Annotated in this window: 17 protein-coding genes and 1 tRNA gene; 13 read left to right on the forward strand and 5 right to left on the reverse strand. The window is 42.4% G+C overall.

Annotation, left to right across the window (positions count from 1 at the left end; genetic code table 11):
* Positions 1-49: 49 nt before the first annotated feature.
* Complete coding sequence (locus F0145_RS14660; RefSeq protein WP_150089193.1) at positions 50-1,834, reverse strand: ABC transporter ATP-binding protein; 1,785 nt, start codon at positions 1,832-1,834, stop codon at positions 50-52.
* 281 nt (positions 1,835-2,115) lie between these two features.
* On the opposite strand from F0145_RS14660, the gene nusB reads away from it, so the two are divergent.
* The 7 genes from nusB (at position 2,116) to coaE (ending at position 7,445) form a co-directional block, all read left to right on the forward strand.
* Complete coding sequence (nusB, locus tag F0145_RS14665; protein ID WP_150089195.1) at positions 2,116-3,291, forward strand: transcription antitermination factor NusB; 1,176 nt, start codon at positions 2,116-2,118, stop codon at positions 3,289-3,291.
* Positions 3,292-3,400: 109 nt separating this feature from the next.
* A complete protein-coding gene (locus F0145_RS14670) occupies positions 3,401-3,709 on the forward strand; it encodes a YtxH domain-containing protein (protein ID WP_150089197.1) in 309 nt (102 codons plus the stop codon).
* Positions 3,710-3,845: 136 nt separating this feature from the next.
* Positions 3,846-4,880: an isocitrate/isopropylmalate dehydrogenase family protein gene (locus tag F0145_RS14675; protein WP_150089199.1), complete on the forward strand. Its 1,035-nt coding sequence runs from the start codon at positions 3,846-3,848 to the stop codon at positions 4,878-4,880.
* A gap of 104 nt (positions 4,881-4,984) precedes the next feature.
* On the forward strand, positions 4,985-5,515 hold the full coding sequence (locus tag F0145_RS14680; protein ID WP_150089201.1) for a DUF1573 domain-containing protein: 531 nt from the start codon (positions 4,985-4,987) through the stop codon (positions 5,513-5,515).
* Between the two features lie 13 nt (positions 5,516-5,528).
* Complete coding sequence (gene yajC / locus F0145_RS14685) at positions 5,529-5,858, forward strand: preprotein translocase subunit YajC (RefSeq protein WP_150089203.1); 330 nt, start codon at positions 5,529-5,531, stop codon at positions 5,856-5,858.
* 47 nt (positions 5,859-5,905) lie between these two features.
* On the forward strand, positions 5,906-6,850 hold the full coding sequence (locus F0145_RS14690; protein ID WP_150089205.1) for a YbbR-like domain-containing protein: 945 nt from the start codon (positions 5,906-5,908) through the stop codon (positions 6,848-6,850).
* 1 nt (position 6,851) lies between these two features.
* Positions 6,852-7,445 (forward strand): dephospho-CoA kinase, encoded by a 594-nt coding sequence (coaE, locus tag F0145_RS14695; protein WP_150089208.1) that lies wholly within the window; start codon positions 6,852-6,854, stop codon positions 7,443-7,445.
* Between the two features lie 61 nt (positions 7,446-7,506).
* On the opposite strand, the gene F0145_RS14700 is transcribed toward coaE, so the two are convergent.
* Entirely contained in the window at positions 7,507-9,093 is a 1,587-nt protein-coding gene (locus F0145_RS14700; protein WP_150089210.1) for an ArnT family glycosyltransferase, read from the reverse strand.
* Positions 9,094-9,722: 629 nt separating this feature from the next.
* On the opposite strand from F0145_RS14700, the gene F0145_RS14705 reads away from it, so the two are divergent.
* Complete coding sequence (locus F0145_RS14705; protein WP_150089212.1) at positions 9,723-10,007, forward strand: hypothetical protein; 285 nt, start codon at positions 9,723-9,725, stop codon at positions 10,005-10,007.
* Positions 9,997-10,557: a pYEATS domain-containing protein gene (locus F0145_RS14710; protein WP_150089214.1), complete on the forward strand. Its 561-nt coding sequence runs from the start codon at positions 9,997-9,999 to the stop codon at positions 10,555-10,557. Before F0145_RS14705 ends, F0145_RS14710 begins: the two co-directional genes overlap by 11 nt.
* Before the next feature lie 161 nt (positions 10,558-10,718).
* Here the strand turns inward: F0145_RS14710 and F0145_RS14715 are convergent.
* Positions 10,719-10,793: transfer RNA gene (locus F0145_RS14715), tRNA-Val, on the reverse strand.
* A 179-nt stretch (positions 10,794-10,972) separates the two neighbouring features.
* Between F0145_RS14715 and F0145_RS14720 the strand changes: the two genes are divergently transcribed.
* The 3 genes from F0145_RS14720 to F0145_RS14730 all read left to right on the forward strand — a co-directional run bounded on the left by F0145_RS14720 (position 10,973) and on the right by F0145_RS14730 (position 16,016).
* Positions 10,973-13,546: an AsmA-like C-terminal region-containing protein gene (locus F0145_RS14720; RefSeq protein ID WP_223816079.1), complete on the forward strand. Its 2,574-nt coding sequence runs from the start codon at positions 10,973-10,975 to the stop codon at positions 13,544-13,546.
* 614 nt (positions 13,547-14,160) lie between these two features.
* A complete protein-coding gene (locus tag F0145_RS14725; protein WP_150089216.1) occupies positions 14,161-15,009 on the forward strand; it encodes a TerB family tellurite resistance protein in 849 nt (282 codons plus the stop codon).
* 752 nt (positions 15,010-15,761) lie between these two features.
* On the forward strand, positions 15,762-16,016 hold the full coding sequence (locus F0145_RS14730; RefSeq protein ID WP_223816095.1) for an ArsR/SmtB family transcription factor: 255 nt from the start codon (positions 15,762-15,764) through the stop codon (positions 16,014-16,016).
* A gap of 130 nt (positions 16,017-16,146) precedes the next feature.
* Here the strand turns inward: F0145_RS14730 and F0145_RS14735 are convergent, their stop codons facing one another.
* Positions 16,147-16,596, reverse strand: a complete 450-nt coding sequence (locus tag F0145_RS14735; RefSeq protein ID WP_150089218.1) for a tail fiber domain-containing protein — start codon at positions 16,594-16,596, stop codon at positions 16,147-16,149.
* Positions 16,597-16,727: 131 nt separating this feature from the next.
* Positions 16,728-18,002 (reverse strand): glutamyl-tRNA reductase, encoded by a 1,275-nt coding sequence (gene hemA, locus F0145_RS14740; RefSeq protein ID WP_150089221.1) that lies wholly within the window; start codon positions 18,000-18,002, stop codon positions 16,728-16,730.
* Positions 18,003-18,293: 291 nt separating this feature from the next.
* On the opposite strand from hemA, the gene F0145_RS14745 reads away from it, so the two are divergent.
* On the forward strand, positions 18,294-19,469 hold the full coding sequence (locus tag F0145_RS14745; protein WP_150089223.1) for a sensor histidine kinase: 1,176 nt from the start codon (positions 18,294-18,296) through the stop codon (positions 19,467-19,469).
* Positions 19,470-19,483 lie beyond the last annotated feature (14 nt).

Consider the following 19,483-nt stretch of genomic DNA (forward strand, 5'->3'; position numbering starts at 1 on the left):
CTCTTTATTAATATTTAAGCCCGTGTGTTTCTTTACTGAACCAAATAAGCTACTCGATGTCTTCGGTTTGGAGTTGCTTTTCGTAGAGGGCTTTGTAGAGGCCTTCCTTCGCCAGTAAATCGGTGTGGGTGCCGTGCTGCACTACTTCGCCGTCGTCAAGTACCAGAATATGGTCGGCGAGTTTGGCCGAGGAAACCCGGTGCGAAATAATAATGGTGGTGCGGTTCTCCATAATGCGCTGCAAGTTGTTCAGAATAGCGTTTTCGGTTTTGGTATCTACCGCCGAAAGCGAATCGTCGAGAATTAAAATTTGTGGCTCTTTTACGAGGGCGCGGGCAATGGATACCCGTTGCTTCTGCCCACCCGAAAGCGTAATGCCGCGCTCACCCAGCTTTGTCTCGAATTTTTCCGGGAAACGCATAATATTTTCGTATACGTCGGCGTCTTTGGCGGCTTGTACCATTTTGTCTTCGCTAATTTCATCCATGCCAAAGCCAATATTATTCCGGATGGTATCGGAAAACAAAAACACATCTTGCGGTACGTAGCCAATCTGGCTGCGCAAAGTAGGTATGTCGTAATCCCGAATATCAGTGCCATCGATGGTGATAGCGCCGTCCGTAGCATCGTAGAGCCGGCAAAGTAAATTGGCAATCGTGCTTTTACCTGAACCCGTATTACCAATTACCGCTAAAGCTTCGCCGTGCTTAATCCGGAAACTTAAATCTTTTAGCGCGTGAATTTTGGTATCAGGGTAAATAAAATTAACATCCTGGAAAACTACATCGCCGGTGAGTTCCTTCTTAATATTTGCCCGCGAAACAAGGTCGGTTTTGGTTTGCAGAAACTCGTTTATGCGCTCCTGCGAAGCCGCGGCGCGTTGCACCAAGCTGGTAGTCCAGCCCAGGGCGGTAACCGGCCAGGTAAGCATGTTTACGTAAATTAAAAACTCGGCAATATTACCGGCCGTAATGCTGCCGTTTATTACTTCTTTGCCACCAATGTACACCGTAATAATGGTGCTCATGCCAATTAAAAACAGAATAAGCGGGAAGAAAAGCGCGTTTACAAAGTTCAACTCCAGCGATTTATCTTTGTAGTGGTTGCTGGCTACGGTAAAATTCTGGTGCGAATCGTCTTCGCGCACAAAAGATTTAATAACCCGAATACCCGAAAAAGCTTCCTGCACAAAAGTAGTAATACCCGAAAGACTTTTCTGAATTTCATCGGACTTGCGCTCAATAATGCTGTTTACGTAATAAATGCTAACCGATAATATTGGCAGCGGCAACAAGGTATAAAGCGTGAGGCGTGGGTTTACCGAAAACATATAGGGCACCACCAGCAAAAACAAAGAAATTAAGTTAATACCGTACATAATGGCTGGCCCCAAATACATGCGCACGCGACTAACATCTTCCGAAATGCGGGCCATTAAATCGCCGGTGCGGTTTTTCCGGTAAAAGCTTAGCGGCAACGTTTGGTAATGGTGGTAAATTTCGTTTTTAAGATCGTTCTCGATTAACCTGGACATTACAATAATAGTCTGGCGCATGTAAAACGTAAATACGCCTTTAAGCAAGGCCATTACCAGAATAATACCGGCGTACAAACTTACGTTGCGGGCAAATACATCGTAAATATCCTGTTGTTTATCCAGGCCCGAATACAGGTTATGCAGGGTAATGCCTTCTTTTACCAGATCAAAAGCGTGCCGTACTATCTGGGCCGGAATAATAGCGAAAATATTAGCCAGCACTACAAACAAAATACCCAGCAAAAACCGGAACCGGTACTTATATAAATATTTATTTAAATGGCTTAGAGACTTCACAAAAGCAACTTTAAGTAGAAAACGGTTAAACGTAAATAATCGGCATTGGGCTATTAAAAATAAAGCGTTAATTTTGCACCCCAATTTACCGGCTCGCGTTTAAACGGTCTTGCAAAGATAACAGCCGCAGCCGAAAACAAAGGTGCCGGATTGGTAACAGTTTTTATAATAAAAAATTTACGGCAGGCAACGGAGCTGGCAAAAAGTACACAAACAGGCCAACTTCTGCTCCCGAAAAGCTGTATTCTTAAAAGTATTACACGTTCTTTAACATATCGCTTATGCTTAACCGCAGAACATTACGAATAAAGGCCATGCAAGCCATTTACGCTTATCAACAGGCCGAAGGCTCGGACTACCTGATGGCCCTGGACCGCATTGAAGATCAGTTCGCGCCCGACTTAATGTCGATGGAGCCGCAGGACCGCAAAAAATTGCAAGGCCAGAAAGAAATAGCCGCCATTTCTTTTAAAGAGTGGTACGAAACCCGCCGCTTCGACAACGACGAAACAGACCCCGAAATTAAAGCTGCTGTTAACCAGGCTGTTGTTTTTTATCAGAATCAGCTAAAAAAAGATTTTAAATATTTTGGTAACCAGATGCTGCAGGCCGTAGAAAAAATTTACGACCACTACCTTGGTACGCTGCAAATAATGGATGTTTTTATAAAACTGATTGGGGAAGAGCAGCAGCGCCGCAGCAACCGCTACACCGAAACTACCGAGAAAAGCGCGGAGCCGTTTTTACACAACAAAGTGCTGCAAAAACTGTTAGCTAATAAATCGTACCAAAACTATATTGTGCGGCGCAATATTAAATGGGGCGAAGGCGATTTAGACGTTATCCGGCAGTTATATAAAACCGTGTTGCGCAAAGACGAGGCGTTTTTAAACTATATTTCGGGTGGTGCGCATACCTACGAAGAAGACCACCAGCTAATCAAACATATTTTTAAAAACATTATTTTTAAAGATAAAAACTTACAATCTTTGTTTGAAGAGCGGGATATGAACTGGGAAGAAAACCGGGTAATTGTGAAAAATCTGGTAAATAAAACGGTAAAGCTCCTGGACGAAGAAAGCGACGAAAACCTAATGCTGCTGGATCTTTCGTCGAACTGGGAAGACGACCGGGCATTTTTTGAAGAGCTTTATCACAAAACCCTGGAAGAAGACACCCACTACGAAGCGTTAATTATGAGCCACATTCAGAACTGGGATGTAGAGCGGGTGGCTTTAATAGATAAAATTATTTTGAAAATGGCGCTCTGCGAAATGCATATTTTCCGGAGCATTCCCGTAAAAGTAACCATAAACGAATATATAGAAATATCGAAGCTTTACAGTACGCCCAAAAGCAAGCAGTTTATTAACGGCGTACTAGATAAACTGGCCCAGGAATTAACCGAAAACGGGACAATCCGTAAATCCGGTAGGGGTTTAATAGATAATAAATAACCGCCCCGCTCAGTTATAACCAGGTATTAAGGCCAGAGTGGTTAATAAAATTGGTTAAAACCGGTTTTATAGCGCAACAGGCTTACATAACCTAAACATAGATACTAGTATGAGTAAGAAAATTCTTAATACTTTATTAGCTTTTATATCCGGCGCCGCTACTGGCGCGGCTTTTGGTGTTTTGTATGCACCCGATAAAGGCCGTGAAACCCGCGATCGCCTAACGTATCAGCTTTACCGCTACCGCGATATGTTAAACGACTTAACCGATAGCTTACGCGACGGTAAAGAAGATGTGCCTTCTACAGCTAAATCGGAAGGCCAGCGCGTTATAAAAGACGCCAAAGACAAAGCCGAAAAATTACTGGGCGATGTAGATTCACTCATTAACCAGATTAACAAACAAAGAGAAGTATAAATATTGGTTGTTAGTTAATGGTTGCCAGGTATTACTGGTTACTTCTATTGTAGTATACCAGAAAAAAAGCAATTTATGATTATTGTAGCATAAACGCCGATAACCGACAACTAGCAACCAACAACTAAAAATAAATATGAAACACGTAACACTGATTCCTGGTGATGGAATAGGTCCGGAGATTACAGAAGCCGTAAAAGCTATTTTTGAGGCCGCGCAGGTGCCGGTGGTATGGGATGTGCATAATGCCGGGTTAGCCAGTTTAGAAGCCGGTCAGGAATTAATACCCGCCTCCCTATTAGACTCGCTGAATAAAAACCGGGTAGCTTTAAAAGCACCTATTACCACGCCCGTAGGAAAAGGGTTTAAAAGTATAAATGTGCAGTTGCGCCAAAAATTTGATTTATATCAGAATATTAGGCCCGCTAAATCTACCGAAGGCATTAAAACCCGCTACGGCAACGTAGATTTGGTGCTGTTCCGGGAAAATACTGAAGGCCTGTATTCTGGTTTAGAAATGTACGACGAGCGTTTGGGTATTTCGGATTCTATAGCCCGCATTACGCACGTTGGCTGCCAGAAAATTTGTGATGCGGCCTTTGAATACGCGCACAAGCACAACCGCAAAAAAGTAACCATTATTCATAAAGCCAATATTTTAAAAACGGCCGGCAAAATATTACTCGATGCTGCTGCTAAATCATCGGCCCGGTTCCCGCACATTAAACTTGAAGATAAAATTATCGACAACATGTGTATGCAACTCGTAGACCGGCCGGAGCAATTTGATGTGCTGGTAACCACTAACCTGTTCGGCGATATTCTGTCGGATTTATGTTCGGGTTTGGTAGGCGGCTTGGGCGTAGTAGCCGGGGCCAATATTGGCAAAGATATGGCTATATTTGAGGCCGTACACGGCTCGGCGCCCGATATTGCGGGTAAAGGCATTGCTAACCCAACGGCTATATTGCGTTCGGCTTTAATGCTGTTGCACCACATAGATGAGCACGGCCAGGCGTTTAGAATAGAAGCAGCTCTGGAAAAAACTTTACTCAACAAAGAGCAATGTACCGGCGATTTAGGTGGTAAAGCAACTACCATGGAGTTTGCCCAGCACGTAATTGATAATTTGGCTGCCTATGCTCCCGGTGGTATAGCCGTGGAGGCATAAATAGATTTTTACTTTACCGGAAATCTATATAATTTTAAGCAGTATTACCCGTTTTGGCATTATTAGCTAAACAGTAGATTTTCAAAATATTATTAATTATAAAAATGAAAAAGAATATATTACTAGCTGCCGCAGCCGCTTTATTTTTTACCACCAGCTGCGATCAGAAAACCAATACCACTGCCAGCGCCGATGAGGCAACCGCAACCAACGCTACTTCTGAGGTAGCCCACAACACGGTGCATAACCCCAACACTACCAATGCGCAGGAAATAACTGCCAGCGCCGATGCTCCAGCCATGAGCTTTAAGGAAACAGAACATGATTTTGGCAGCATTGAAGATGGCAAGGTGGTAAGGCATACATTTACGTTTACCAACACCGGTAAGTCGCCGCTGGTAATCGAAAGCGCTACTTCTACCTGCGGTTGCACTGTACCCGAAGTTCCCAAAGCACCAATTGCGCCGGGTGCCGAAGGTAAAATAGAAGTAGAGTTTAACAGTGCTGGTAAAGCCGGACAGCAGGTGCTGAAGGTTATTAGCATAAAAGCCAATACCCAGCCCGAAATTACCCAGGTTAATATTAAAGCCGATGTTAAGCCTGCGGCAGGGGCTAACGGGCCTTTTCGTTCTTAATTTATAAAATAACATGCTTCTTCAAATATTATTACAGGCGCCCGCCGGTGGCAGCAATATTTCCTCCTTAGTTTTTATAGGAGCCATGGTGGTGGTCTTTTATTTTTTTATGGTGCGCCCCCAGCAAAAGAAAATCCGCGACCAGAAAAAATTCCGGGAATCTTTAACCAAAGGCGCCCAGGTAGTAACGCTTGGCGGCTTGCACGGCAGAGTAGTAGCCGTAGAAGATACCACAGTAGTGCTGGAGGTAGACCGGGGTATGCGTTTAACGTTTGAAAAATCGGCTATTGCCTCGGAGAAGACAGGTGCAACTGTACCCGCCCCGGAAGTAACTTCTAAATAATAACCATTGATTTGCCGGCTGAGAGATCGAAATTATTTATTTTATGGTTGCTAAAACCATTTTATTCAAACGATAGGCAATACTGGAAAGTAGTGCTGCTGTGTTTTATGGCAGCCGCTACTTTCTGGTTTCTCAATGCGCTTAATAAAAATTACTCCAACATCCGGACGTCCTATCCCATTCATTTTGTTTACGACGAAGCCAAACTAATACCTTTAAAGCCACTGCCCGAGCAGGTAGAAATAAATGTAAGCGGCAAAGGCTGGAAACTGCTCCGGAAAAGTTTGATGTTGGATGTCCGCCCCGCCGAAATTGTGGTATTTTCGTTGCCCCGCCAGCCTTATTTAACAGGCTCGGCTTTGCGCCCTAGTATTTCGGGCGTGCTCGACGGCTTGCAGCTAAATTTTGTTTTAACCGATACCGTTCATTTCAGTTTCGATAGGCGCATACAGCGGCACATACCTTTGGCCGTAGATTCAACCAAGATTAAAATTGCCAATAATGTGGTAATTGCTTCGCCTATTGCCATTAATCCGGATTCGGTAACCTTCGATGGGCCGGCTTCTATCATAAATACTTTCCCTTCGCCTTTTCCGGTTCAGTTGCCTATTACCAACATTGATCGGAGCTTTAAGCGTTTTGTGCCATTGGCATACAACAATACTTCGTTGGTAAAGGCAAATATACCCGAGGTAGAAGTTTCGTTTGCGGTAAGTCCGCTTACCTGGGAAGAAAAAGTGATTGCGCCTACCATTATTAATGCGCCGGAAGGTGTGCAGTTACAGGTGTATCCCCAAGCTATTACTATCTTGTATGGGTACCGGCAAAGCAATGCCGCACCCATTAAGCCCGAACAGTTTGGCCTTACCCTCAACTACGCCACCCTAAACCCCGCCGATTCTACCGTAGCTGTAGAAATTGTCCGGAAGCCGGTACAGGTGCATCAGTTTGTAATAAAGCCCCAGCGCGTTAAAATAATACCCGTTTTATAAAATGCTGAAAGTAGGGATAACCGGTGGCATCGGCTCGGGTAAAACCATTGTTTGCCGAATTTTTGCTTTATTGGGCGTACCCATTTACGACTCCGATTACCGGGCCAAGTGGGTCATGCACCACGATACCTGGCTGCGGCAGGAACTAACCAAAGCTTTCGGCGACAAAGTTTATACGCTTAAAGGTGAGCTTGACCGCCCCTACTTAGCCAGCCTGGTATTTAACCAGCCCGATAAATTGGCCTTACTAAACGGCCTGGTACACCCGCGCGTAAAAGATGATTTTACCAATTGGGTTGCCGCACACCACAACCACCCCTATATTTTAAAAGAGGCCGCTCTGATGTACGAAAGCAATGCCTATAAACAGGTGCAGCGTGTAATTACCGTTAACGCGCCATTAGAGGTACGCCTGGCCCGGGTACTCCAGCGCGACCCGCACCGCAAAGCCGCCGATGTGCAGGCCATCATAGATAAGCAGCTTACTGAAGCCGAACGCCAGCAACGCGCCGATTACATTATTTACAACAACGACCAGCAACCCGTTATTCCGCAGGTGCTGGCCTTGCATGAGGTATTGGTGCAATTAAGTTAGGAAATTTTTATTGCCAATATGGTTGAATAGCGTTGTTTTTGCCGGAAAACGCGCCGTAATTTTATCTTAGTTTAAAAATTGATAATATTTTAAAATCGTTTACTTGAATCGTATAAATTTCGTTGGGGTAAGGATAGGTGCCGGGGTGCCACCGATATTCTGTTAAAAAATAAGTAGCTTCTGATAGCGGTACAAGTTTAAATCGCTGCCGGTGCCGCTCCGGGAGTATAAAGGTATTTAACAATCCTGGTGGGTTAGCACAATTATATTTAATAACGGCGCTGCTGTCTTGTTGCAAAATAAATTCCAACCCCTGCCGATAAGATAAGCCCCAGTAATCTCTTTCAAAATTCTGTTCAACGGCTTTGCCCTTTAAAAAACTAAAGTATACGTTTTGGTGCGGATGATTCCGGACCATAAACCAAAGCGAATGGATCAAGCTAATGCCCACTAACGTTACCAAGAATATTCGTCCGTACTGCTGGTACAAGGTAAGTTTAGTTGTTAATTGCCACAGGTTTTCCAGTCCTACTAAGCTTATCAGCAAAAAAGCGAAGTAGATAAAGTATAAGTGCCGCCAGCCATCGTAAACGACCGAGTTTAGAAGTATTACTGCTGCAATAGGTATAAATAAAAACAGGATACAGGCTAGATCGAACTGAAAGATATTTTGGGTAATAGCCCCATCAGAACTAAAAACACGATTAAGGATAAAACCCAGACCTATAAAGAAAAGAATTGAATATACTAAAGGCGTAGTAATTATCAGCCACACCGGAATATAATGCCATGGCAAATTTGTGGCCAGCACAGCATGGCCCATGTAAAAAACGGTTTCATACCACCGAAATCGTTGCATGTTCCGGAACACTAAAATAAACCGATCTATTGGGTCTTCCCATAGGTAAGGCCAAAGCGCCACCATAATAGGTGCCAATAAGAGAAGGTAAACCCCAAAGTAAAGTACATAGGTCCGAAGGCTACTTTTAGAGCGGAATATTGCTATTAATACCAGTACTGCTGTAATAAAAGGCAAAATAACGCCCATAATGCGGGTGTCTATTGCCAACGCACAGGTAATGGCATGAAAAAAAGCTGTTTTAAAAGAAGGCGCTTTCATAAACCGGATTAAGGTGTAAGCACCCATAATCATAAAGCTTAGAAAGGGAATATCTTTGGAGTTATAGAAGGCTTCGGCAAATATCCGAGGGCTTAATACCAGTATGAGGCACCCCAATAATGCTACTTTTGGGTCCCGGAATCTTTCCCGGGCAAGCAAATAGAAAAAGAAGACCCCCACGTAAAATATTAGAAAAGTTAAAAGGTGCCGCAGTAAAAAGGTTTCTTGCCAGGTATGAATACCCAAAACAGCTTTCAGGATGGCAAAAGGCAGCAATACCGTTACACCATGATCCGCATCCACATAGGTTTCCAGTGGGGGTACATTTTTCAGCCATTCGTGTTGGGTAAGCAATTGGGGCGCAAATAATTCAACGAGGTATTTTAAGGAAACGAGCCCGGTTTGTAATTCAAAAAATTCATCGAAAGAAATGCCATAATCCGGATAAAGCTCTAAGCCGGCTACTAACAGCAAGCTAAAAAAGAGGAACAGTACCAGTTTATTAGTTAAGGACCGGAAAGAAAACATAAATTAGGTAATGTATTTAAAACAGATAATAACTCCAGTATCCTGAAGGAATCGGAATATCTGAATTATTTATGAATAGCAGCTTAAAAATTAAATTGGGGCAACTGGCCTGCTTTAAACTTCTTCCGATTTGGTCTTATTCTTGTCAACACTCTCCCAGAATAGCTAAAGAATTTACATTCATCAGAAATGATTAATGTGCTTTTATATAAAACCAAAACCGTACTGCACCATGTCAATTGTTCGGGAGGGTAATATTGAGCGCTTGCTAAGTAAGTTCTTCTGGAATAATTAAACTTATTAAATAAGAAAAGAATGGTCTTTTAGCTTAATTAAACCAGTTGCTTAAAATGGCTGGGTAGTCTTTCAATTAAATGGCGACTTGTTTTGGCAGTTCCCCTACCCAGGAAGCGTTTAAGCATATAACTTTATATATTTCTATTGTTTTTTAGAATATTAATAACTATTTTAAGTAGGATATATAGAAATTCAATCTGACAAAACCACAAGCTGATATTAATTTCGGTTTTAAACTCCTGAGAAACACTTGCTTTTTTAATAAGGAGATAAAATTGTAAAAACGAAGCAAGCATTCTTTACTTGACTTTAACCTTATAAATTTAAAACTAATGGCAACTAAGTTAGACAATACAGTTAAGGCTATTAAAGAGTTAGTTGCTTTATTTAAAATTGAAAGAACAGTTTATTTAACTATTACTTTAGTATCGGTTCTGGTGCTTATTGTAACCGCTATTTCTTTAATTCTAAGAAGTGATAGCCAGGAGAATACAATAGCTATTATGGGGCTTTTTGGATCTACAGGCGGTATTGTATATTCAACCGGAAGGCTTTTAAAAATGTGGTCTGAGGCAATGCAGCTTATCCAAAAAGTCTTAGAGCAAAATGATAGATAAAAATATAATCAAGAAAAGGTCGCGGCAGGCTGCAATTATTTCTGCTATTGGGTTTTTAATAATCATTTTGGCTTTTGGTTTTGCCTCCTGGCAATTAAAAAGATTAAATTCAGCAGTAGCAGCCAAAAACAAGGAAATTAATGCCCTCGACGCGCTTATTAAGAACCGGAATAAAGATATAAAAGCTAAGAAAGTTTTAATAGATACTTTAATCAGCGAAATTAATAAACTTAAAGACCCCAGAATTCAGCCAAAAGTGCGGGCTGTTGCAATACCAGGAGTTTTCGATTCACAAAAAAGGCAAGTTTATGATTTTACGGTCTGGGTTACTTCCAGTCAGCATACCCTAAATAAGATTTCCAAAGTTAGTTATCAGTTTGGGCATGATACCTTTATCCTGCGAAATAGAGAATCCAATGATAACTCAAATGGTTTTTTAGTCAGCTATAGGGGATGGGGATGCCTATCGATAGTAAAAATTATAGTAGCATATAGAGAAGGAAATAATGAAGTGCTGTACTTCGATATGTGCAATGCTTTAAACTGGTGAAACCGAGCCGTATCATATTGTTGCTTGTTTGGTTAAGCTGCTGCATCAGGTAATATTTATCCTGTTGTGCGATTGCTTACAGAACCATTAATTTAATATTGAATTGAGTTGCACCAAAACAAAAAAGCCTCACGATTTATATCGTAAGGCTTTAATTATTGTGGGGCGTACTGGATTCGAACCAGTGACCCCCTGCTTGTAAGGCAGGTGCTCTGAACCAGCTGAGCTAACACCCCTTTTTGTACCGTTAACAACCTGCTGTTGTTGTTTGGTGATGCAAATGTCGTGGTTTTTTTTGAATCTGCAAGTACTTGTTCAAAAAAAATAAAAAAAATATTTAAGCCCCGTTGCCGTTCAAAAGCTTGGGTAGTTTAACAGACTACTGTATCTTTAACTCTGGACAAAAGTAAATTGCTTGAAGGCTAAACAAATAGGTAAGCTCTTGGGGTGGACGGTAGGTGGCTTGGTTTTGCTTATCTGCCTGGCGGCCAGCTTGGTTTATTTTTACCAGGACAAAGTAATTGCGCTATTTGTAGCAGAAGCCAACAAGCACATTAAAACCAAGGTGCAGGTAAGGCAAATAGCGCTTTCGTTGTTCGATAAATTTCCGCAGGTATCGGTTACGCTCGACGGGGTACAGGTAATGGAATCGGTAGCGGGCAGCCAGATGCCCTTAGCCAGCGCCGATAAAATATTCTGCACGTTTAGTATGCTGGATATTCTGCTGAAAAAGTACCAGGTGCGCGAATTGTTTATGGAAAACGGCGAAGTGCACGTAAAGGTGTTGCCTTCCGGCGAAATAAATTACCGCATCTTCGGGAAAGATACCACCGCCGCACCTAATGAGAAATTTGCCTTTAACCTGCAAAAAATCTCGCTCCGGAATGTGCTGGTAACCTACAACGACCAACCCCTGCAACAGTACGACAAAATAATGGCCCACCAGGTACAGGCCGCCCTGACGGTTAACGGACCCGAAATAACTATTCAGGGCGAAGGCCAGGCTTATGTACACACAGTACGGCTGCGCGAAAACGAATATTTCAAAAATAAAGAGGCTTATATTAAATCGTCGTTGCGCCTGAACCTGGATACGAAAAGTATTTGGTTAGCGCCTTCGCTGGTGCAGGTAAACAAAGCCAGTTATGAGGTGGCCGGGCAAATTAATTACGCCCGCAATATTTATTACGATTTAATATTTAAAGGCCGCAATACCAGTGTGCAGTCGGTGGTGGCTTTGTTGCCCGAAAAATATTACCGCCAATACGGCCAGTATGAAAGCAGCGGGGCGGTTTATTTTAATGGTTTGGTAAAAGGGCATTTATCGCCTACCGAATCGCCGTTGGTAAATATTAGTTTTGGTTGCCGCAATGCTGCTTTTTACCAACCCGATTATAAACAAAAAATAACGCACTTAAGCCTGAATGGGAGCTTTACCAACGGAGCTCGCCACAAAAGCGCTACCTCGGTGCTGGCGCTGAAAAACTTTAAAGCACGTTTGGCCGGCGAGCCAATAGTCGGCAACCTGGTATACCGGAACTTCGATAATCCTTACCTGGAACTGGACCTGAAAGGGAAATTAGCCATTGCGGATGTGCTGGGAATATTTCCGGTTGCCGAAATAAAAAGCGGCAGTGGTCAGGCCCAGGTGGCGGTGGCATTTGCGGGACCCCTTAAATTGTTCCGGACGGGCGGTGGCGAGGCGGCTGTAAAGGCTAACGGCGATATAACGTTGCATAATGCCATGCTGCAACTAAGTGGTTACCAACTCCCATTTCGGGGGCTATATGGTAATTTCTTAATTCGCAAAAACGATGTAGCCGTAACCAATTTTAGGGGTTGGCTGGGAAATTCTGATTTTAAATTAAACGGCTTTTTTAAAAATGCGCTGAGCTGGCTTTTTCTCAAAAATCAGGGCTTACGCATCGAAGCAGATCTGGAATCTAAATTTATAAACGGCGACCAGCTACTAAGGGGTGGGGTGGCTCAAACGGCAAATAAGCGCCAGCATAATTCGGCTAAAGGCATAAATAATTACCGGTTGCGGGTTTCGCCCCGTTTTTCTTTCGATATTAATGCCTCGGTGCGCCATCTGCAATTCCGACGGTTTCGGGCTAAAAATATTAAAGGCAACGTGCAATTACAACGCCAGGTAGTTTCTTCGCCGCAAATTTCGATGAACGTGGCCGGCGGGAAATTTACGTTGCATGGCCGCATGGATGCCCACGTGCCCGATAATATTAAAATTACAACTACGGCTAACCTGGCCAATATGCAGGTAGATAGTTTATTTTATGAATTCGAAAATTTTGGGCAGCAATTTATTCTGCAACAGCATCTCAGAGGCGTCTTAACCGCCAATATTAATTCTGATTTATATTTTAACAGCCGCCTGCAGGCTAAAACCGATTTAATGGAAGCGGAAATCAAGGCCATGGTCCGGAACGGGCAGCTTCTTAATTTTGAACCGTTGCAAAAGCTATCGCGATTTTTAAAACGCAAGGAACTGGAAAATATCCGGTTTGCCGAATTAAGCAATAATTTCTGGATTCAGAAACGTACTGTTTTTATTCCCGAAATGGAAATCCGGACCGATGTTACACGGGCTTCGGTTATTGGTGTGCAGGGCACGCATACCTTCGACCAGGAAATGGATTATAAATTCCGGATACCTTTAATTTTGCGGAAGGTGCGTTTGCCGGAAGAATCGGGTACGCCGGTTGCGGTTACGGCTGGTACGCCTAATCTTTTCCTGACGTTGAAAGGCAACGAGCAAGATTATAAAGTAGCGATGGATAAATCGCGCGTAAAAAATAAAATTACCTTGAATCTACGGCGCGCACCCACACCTGAATCGGGCAACGCGGAAGAACGTAAAACGCCCGCCCCAAAAGAGAAAGTAGGTTTAAAAGAAGTTCTAAAAAATAAAAGGCCCGAAAAGAGAAAAGAAGAAGTAAAGCCCGAAGAAGGTGAATATTTTGATTTCTAATGAAACCTGCCGGCCTTTTTAATCCGGAAATATTACTTATCCTGAAGTTGCTTACCAAAATATTCCTGCCTCAGCATCCTAAATCTCGTAGCAGAAAATTTTACCCTATTTTAATATTTATCCGCTTAAATATTATTTAATAACCAAGTGAATTAGGAATACATCCACCCTAATTTCCCTGTGGAGTGGAATAAGCTATTACAAGTTGTAAGTTGATGCCATGATTAAGCGAATTAATCTAAATTCAACGTATTATTTTCTTTATCATTAGGAGAAGGCAGTAGCTACGAAGCATACTACACTAGTTTGGGCGATGAGGGCCTTTCAGGTTTCCGGTGCGCAGCATTCCGACGGAGGAGGAAAGGAAAGATGAGCAGCCCGAATGACCAAACGGGCCCTCGCGGGCTAGAGCAATCTTAGACGGAAGCTAACAGTTAGCACCTTCACCTTGAAAGATGTAATCTTTCAAAAGATAATCACCCCAATTATTTTAATATTCACCTTTCCTACAAATTAACTTTAGCAGGCAACCTGTGTTTTCCCATAACGTCACATTTACTTTTTATCTGCGTTAAGTATAGCTCCAATTGTAAACACCCTTAAACCGATAAATTATGAATGAGCAGGAACCCCAATTACTAAAAGATTATTCAGAGCAAGAGAAAGCCGCTTATTTAGGAGCCATTGCCAGTGTAGCTTCCGCCGACCGGGTGGCTTCTCCGGAAGAAGTTCAGTTTTTAACGTTGCTTGCCCAATCGGCGGGCTTATCCGCCGAAGGACAGCAAGAAGTAGTAGCGGCTGCGCACGATTCTTCTAATATAAGCATCCGGCAATGTTTAGATATTTTAAAAAACAGCGAACTGCGGTTTTCTTTTATTACCGATGTCATGAGTTTTGCCAAAGCCGATGGTAAACTGGATGCACAGGAGCAAAGCAAAATTCAGGAAATGGCGCAATACCTGAATATTAACCAGCAACAATTTGGCGCGTTGCAGCAATTTGTACACAAAGCCGAAGAAGCCCAGCAACACGGCGAAAACCCCACCGATCCTAATTTTTTGCAACGAACGGGCTTAGCCAATTCTTTAGGGCAGGCAGGTGTGCCTACCGGCGGCATGATGCAAGGTTTAATAGGAATTTTAGCGCCGATAATTATTTCTAAAGTATTAGCGGGCCGGCAAGGGAGTACCGGCAACACCGGTGGCGGTATGGGCGGCGACTTACTAGGCGGATTATTAGGCAGTGTTATGGGTGGCGGTGCTGGTAATATGGGTGGTTTAGGCAATTTAGGTGGCATTCTCGGCGGTAACCAGTCCGCGCAGCCTGGGCGTGCCGGGCAACAGCCGGCAAGTGGCGGTTTAGGGTCTTTAATGGGAGTGTTAGGCGGTTTGGGCCGGCAACAAGGCTACAACAGCGGTGGGCTTGGTTCTATCCTGGGCTCGGTATTAGGTGGGCATCGCTAATGCTTGATTATAGATTAATTAATGCCGGAGTGGTTTTATTAATTGCACAAGCAGGCGTACTACCGGTATATTAAGTAAAAATAGCAGAAATTATGGCAGCAGTTGCTAGAAGCAATAATTTCTTTTAAGCGCCGTTTTTACCGTAATTTTAAGCAATTGTAAGTATGATGCTTAGCGGCTGCCGGACCATAAACTATAATTGGGGTTTGCCTGCTACTGGCTAATAAGAGCCAAACAGGTTGCAAAGAGCTGGTTATAGTTAAAGTATTAGAAAATTTACATGTACCACGAAAGAAATTCATTTTTAAAATATTTACATAGATGAATTTTTTTGTAAACTTGAGTGGTGTTTGACCGTAAGTATCTTGACAGACAATAAATTGCAAAAAAAATTGCTTTTTTAAATTAATTTTTTGCTATTTTTAGGCAGCTATATATAAAAATCTATAAGTATTTAGTATTTTATATATCCAATTGTTATTTTTATGCGTAAACAGGCAGTATGCTAAGTCGACTCCATCCAGTGCGGTGCCCGGCTTTAACCGCTAACTAATTTAGTATTTGAGTGTCTGGAGGAACTGATTGCTAGTAAAACAGATAAGGCAAATAATACGGCGGATTGTGGCACTTGTTTCATTTGACGTGTAAGTAGTGAGTGTTGTAAGTAATGATGTGTTAAATTGTTTTGAATTATGAGTATGCGAAATTTATTGTCCAGGGTTGAGTCCAAAAAGATCGACAAAGCTGCTTCGATGCTGAAAGTATTGGCGCACCCCAAACGGCTGGCTATAGTGGATCTTTTAGGAAAAGAGGAGAAGATGACCGTGACCGAGATCTACCAGTACCTGGACCTGCCACAAGCAATTGCCTCACAGCATTTAATTACACTCAAAGACAAAGGGGTGCTCTCATCTTTTAAGGTGGGTACAAAGATTTATTATTCTTTGTCTATCCCGAAACTCATTGATGTGATTGATTGCCTGGAAGAGTGTTGTACCGACATGTAATCTGATGTATCACCAGATTTTCTATAAAAGGGCTGTGATTATTTGCAGCCCTTTTTTCGTGTTTTTCTAAAAGCAACTAATAAACCTGGTATCACAAATATTAGGTAAAATGCCTGTACCTTTCTGTTCCTTACGGCGCCATATTTTGTTTTAACGAGGCGAGTTCTTCCTGTAGCTTCTGAATCATGGCTTGTTGTTCCTGAATGGCGCCCACCAGTAAGGGTACTAATTTCTCCATCTCCACCATCGGGATTACTGCTGCCGCCTGACTGTTTTTGCCGGTGTTATAAAACTTAACTTCGTTTTTAACCAGGTTTGGCATTACTTGCTTAAATTCTTCTGAAATAAAACCGTAAGAGCCGCCAGCCGGTAGCTGCAAATGCCGGAACTGTTGGGTGTTGTACTCAAACCGTTTGGGTTGCAGTTGCACAATATATTCCAAAGAATTATTTAAAGCAGAAATATTGGTTTTAAGCTTATAATCCGGAATTACCTGCTGGGCGTGGGCACCGTAATTAGCTATAATTATAAAAGTGGCAACTACTAAATAAACGAGTACATATTTTTTCTGGAAAGTCATAACAATGGTGGTTTAGGAAATTTGGCCACAAATTTAAGTGGTAATACAAAGAAGTGGTACTAAAAATAGGACGCAAAAAAAGCGGCAAGGTTTTTAAACCCGGCCGCCTTTTTTAGTATCGGTAAATATATTTATTTCTGCGTTGGTTCCGGCTGATTTTCCAGGTTAAACAAATCGTTCAGCACATCAATCAGGGTTTCGGCTTCGCCGCGTTTGCAGGCGGCTTTTAGTTGCAATACCGGCAGTTTAATTATTTTCTGCATAATATTGCGCGTAACATCGTCTATCAGCTTGGTTTCTTCGGGCGTTAATTTCTTTAAATGGCGGGCTAGTTCTTCCTGCCGAATATTTTCCAGCGCATTTTTAAGCTTATGAATAGTTGGCGAAACAACCATTTCTTTGGTCCAGTCCTGAAACTGCTCAATAGACTCCGAAATAATTTGTTTTACTTTGGGCACCGAAGCCAGACGTTGTTCCAGCGCCGCCGTAGCTTTGTTCTGAATAGTATCTATGTTATATACCAGCACGCCCGGAATATTTTCTACTTCGGGTTCAATGCTGCGGGGCACCGATAAATCAATAAAAAATTTATAAGACAGCACATTCAGCCGCTTTATCATTTCGGCGGTAAAAAAAGGTGAGTCGCGCGAAATAGACGAAATAATAACATCGGCTTCTTTCAGGCCTTGTACCAGGTTCTCAAAAGGCAATACTTCAAAACCACATTCTTCGGCTAGTAATTTTGCTTTAGCGTTGGTGCGGTTGGTAATTACCACATTTTTCAGCGCCGAGTCTTTCAGGTTCCGGCAAACATCGGCCCCAATTTCGCCAATGCCTACTACTAAAATCCGCGGGTTATCAATATCGTTGGTAAGTTCTTCTACCAGCTCCACGGTAGCGTAAGAAGTAGAAGCGGCACCATCGCGGAAAGAAGTTTCCTGCACTACGCGTTTGTTGGTAAAGAAAATAGTATGCAGTAAACGGTGCAGAAACGGTCCGGCTGTTTCGTTATCCGCGGACCATTGGTAGGCCTGCTTTACCTGGTTCGAAATCTGAATATCGCCGACCACCTGGGCTTCCAGGCCCATAGCTACATCAAATAAATGTTGTACGGCATCGTGGTGGGTATTAATAATGGTAAAATAATCGAAATATTGGGTAATATGCGCAATACCTTTTTGTATACCCAGCAGCTTTATAATTTCCTGACTGTAATCTACATCGGCGGTATAATAAACCTCGGTGCGGTTACAGGTAGATAGTACCAGAATATCGCTGGCCTGAATGAAATCTTTAAGGGTACGCAAAAATTGATTACACGCTGATTCGTCTAATGCAATTAGCTCCCGTATGTCTAAAGGCGCTTTTTTGTATGATAAGGTTACTGCCTTGAAGTTGTGAAGCATATTCAAGTCCTAAAACTAAGCCTGCAAAATTAACTGCTAGTTATGGTAAAGTAAAACTAAATTTTCTTTTATTTCTAATTTATTAAGCCCAATGCCAAAAAAGCAGCAATAAGTGCCGGAAATTGAACTTTGAATTATAAAATTTATAGCCAAGCTAATTTTATACCATACATATACTTTTATAGTATGAATACGTTTATTTAGTGCTTCTGCTATAAGTAATATTTTATTTTTACAAAAATTAACAAAATACCAAAAGCTTAAAGCTCGCGGCTATTTACCTAACAAAAAATGCTCCCAATTTATTCTCAAAAGTCACGAATAAAATTATTATTACTTTTGGTGGCCTTAATTATTGGTACTGCTACGGTGGTTTACACCAATATTCTGGTTTCTAAGTTAACCGAGCGCGAGCGGCAACTTATTGATTTATACGCCAAAGGGCAAGAGTTTATGACCCGCAACACGGGCAGCGAAGATAACCTGGTTTTTATTCTGGAAGAAGTAATAACGGCCAATAAATCGGTGCCGGTAATTTTAACAGATGCCAACGAGCAGGTTATTAGCTCACTTAACCTGAATTTGCCGCCTAATATGCCGGAAAGCCGGAAAGAAGCCTTTTTCCGGCGTGAAATAGTGCGTATGAAAGCGCAGCACGAACCCATTGTGGTAACGTTTGGCGAAAACAAAAACTATATATTTTACAAAGATTCTGACCTGCTGGTGCAACTGCGCTACTACCCTTATGTGCAGCTAACGGTTATGGCCTGTTTTTTTATGATGGCTTATTTTACGTTTAGTTATTCGCGCAAAGCCGAGCAAAACCGGGTTTGGGTGGGCTTGGCCAAAGAAACTGCGCACCAGTTGGGTACACCGCTTTCGTCGCTTATGGCCTGGTACGAATATTTAAAAGCCAGTTCTAAGTTTGCCGATGAACCCATTGTGGAAGAACTGGGCAAAGACGTAAAACGCCTCGAAATTATTACCGAACGTTTTTCCAATATTGGGTCGGTGCCGGCCTTAAAAGACGAAAATATATTGCGGGTAACCGAAAACGCGATTGCTTACCTGCAAAACCGGGTGTCTAAAAAAGTAGAATTTAAGATTAAAGCCGAGTTCCCGTCCGATACGCCCGCCAAGGTAAATATTCCGTTGTTTGAGTGGGTAATCGAAAATATCTGCAAAAATGCCATTGATGCCATGGAAGGCAAAGGCAAAATAGACCTGACTTTATCTTACGCCGGTAAAAATAATATTGCCATTGATATTCGCGATACCGGTAAAGGCATTCCCAAAGCCAAAGTAAACGATGTGTTTTTGCCGGGTTATACCACTAAAAAGCGGGGCTGGGGTTTAGGTTTGGCCTTGGCTAAGCGCATCATCGAAAACTACCACGACGGCAAACTTTTTGTAAAATGGTCGGAGGTAGGCAAAGGCACTACTTTCCGGTTATTACTTAATCGGTAAGGCTAAAACCAGTA

Source organism: Adhaeribacter rhizoryzae, assembly GCF_008629685.1.
Classification (GTDB): domain Bacteria; phylum Bacteroidota; class Bacteroidia; order Cytophagales; family Hymenobacteraceae; genus Adhaeribacter; species Adhaeribacter rhizoryzae.

What these genes read in the sequence shown, in the direction of transcription:
- nusB (WP_150089195.1), top strand. Translation starts at nt 2,116, where the DNA reads ATGCTTAACCGCAGAACATTACGAATAAAGGCCATGCAAGCCATTTAC.
- F0145_RS14680 (WP_150089201.1), top strand. Translation starts at nt 4,985, where the DNA reads ATGAAAAAGAATATATTACTAGCTGCCGCAGCCGCTTTATTTTTTACC.
- F0145_RS14735 (WP_150089218.1), bottom strand. Translation starts at nt 16,596, where the DNA reads ATGACTTTCCAGAAAAAATATGTACTCGTTTATTTAGTAGTTGCCACT.
- F0145_RS14745 (WP_150089223.1), top strand. Translation starts at nt 18,294, where the DNA reads ATGCTCCCAATTTATTCTCAAAAGTCACGAATAAAATTATTATTACTT.
- hemA (WP_150089221.1), bottom strand. Translation starts at nt 18,002, where the DNA reads ATGCTTCACAACTTCAAGGCAGTAACCTTATCATACAAAAAAGCGCCT.
- coaE (WP_150089208.1), top strand. Translation starts at nt 6,852, where the DNA reads ATGCTGAAAGTAGGGATAACCGGTGGCATCGGCTCGGGTAAAACCATT.
- F0145_RS14725 (WP_150089216.1), top strand. Translation starts at nt 14,161, where the DNA reads ATGAATGAGCAGGAACCCCAATTACTAAAAGATTATTCAGAGCAAGAG.
- yajC (WP_150089203.1), top strand. Translation starts at nt 5,529, where the DNA reads ATGCTTCTTCAAATATTATTACAGGCGCCCGCCGGTGGCAGCAATATT.
- F0145_RS14675 (WP_150089199.1), top strand. Translation starts at nt 3,846, where the DNA reads ATGAAACACGTAACACTGATTCCTGGTGATGGAATAGGTCCGGAGATT.
- F0145_RS14670 (WP_150089197.1), top strand. Translation starts at nt 3,401, where the DNA reads ATGAGTAAGAAAATTCTTAATACTTTATTAGCTTTTATATCCGGCGCC.
- F0145_RS14710 (WP_150089214.1), top strand. Translation starts at nt 9,997, where the DNA reads ATGATAGATAAAAATATAATCAAGAAAAGGTCGCGGCAGGCTGCAATT.
- F0145_RS14705 (WP_150089212.1), top strand. Translation starts at nt 9,723, where the DNA reads ATGGCAACTAAGTTAGACAATACAGTTAAGGCTATTAAAGAGTTAGTT.
- F0145_RS14730 (WP_223816095.1), top strand. Translation starts at nt 15,762, where the DNA reads ATGCTGAAAGTATTGGCGCACCCCAAACGGCTGGCTATAGTGGATCTT.
- F0145_RS14700 (WP_150089210.1), bottom strand. Translation starts at nt 9,093, where the DNA reads ATGTTTTCTTTCCGGTCCTTAACTAATAAACTGGTACTGTTCCTCTTT.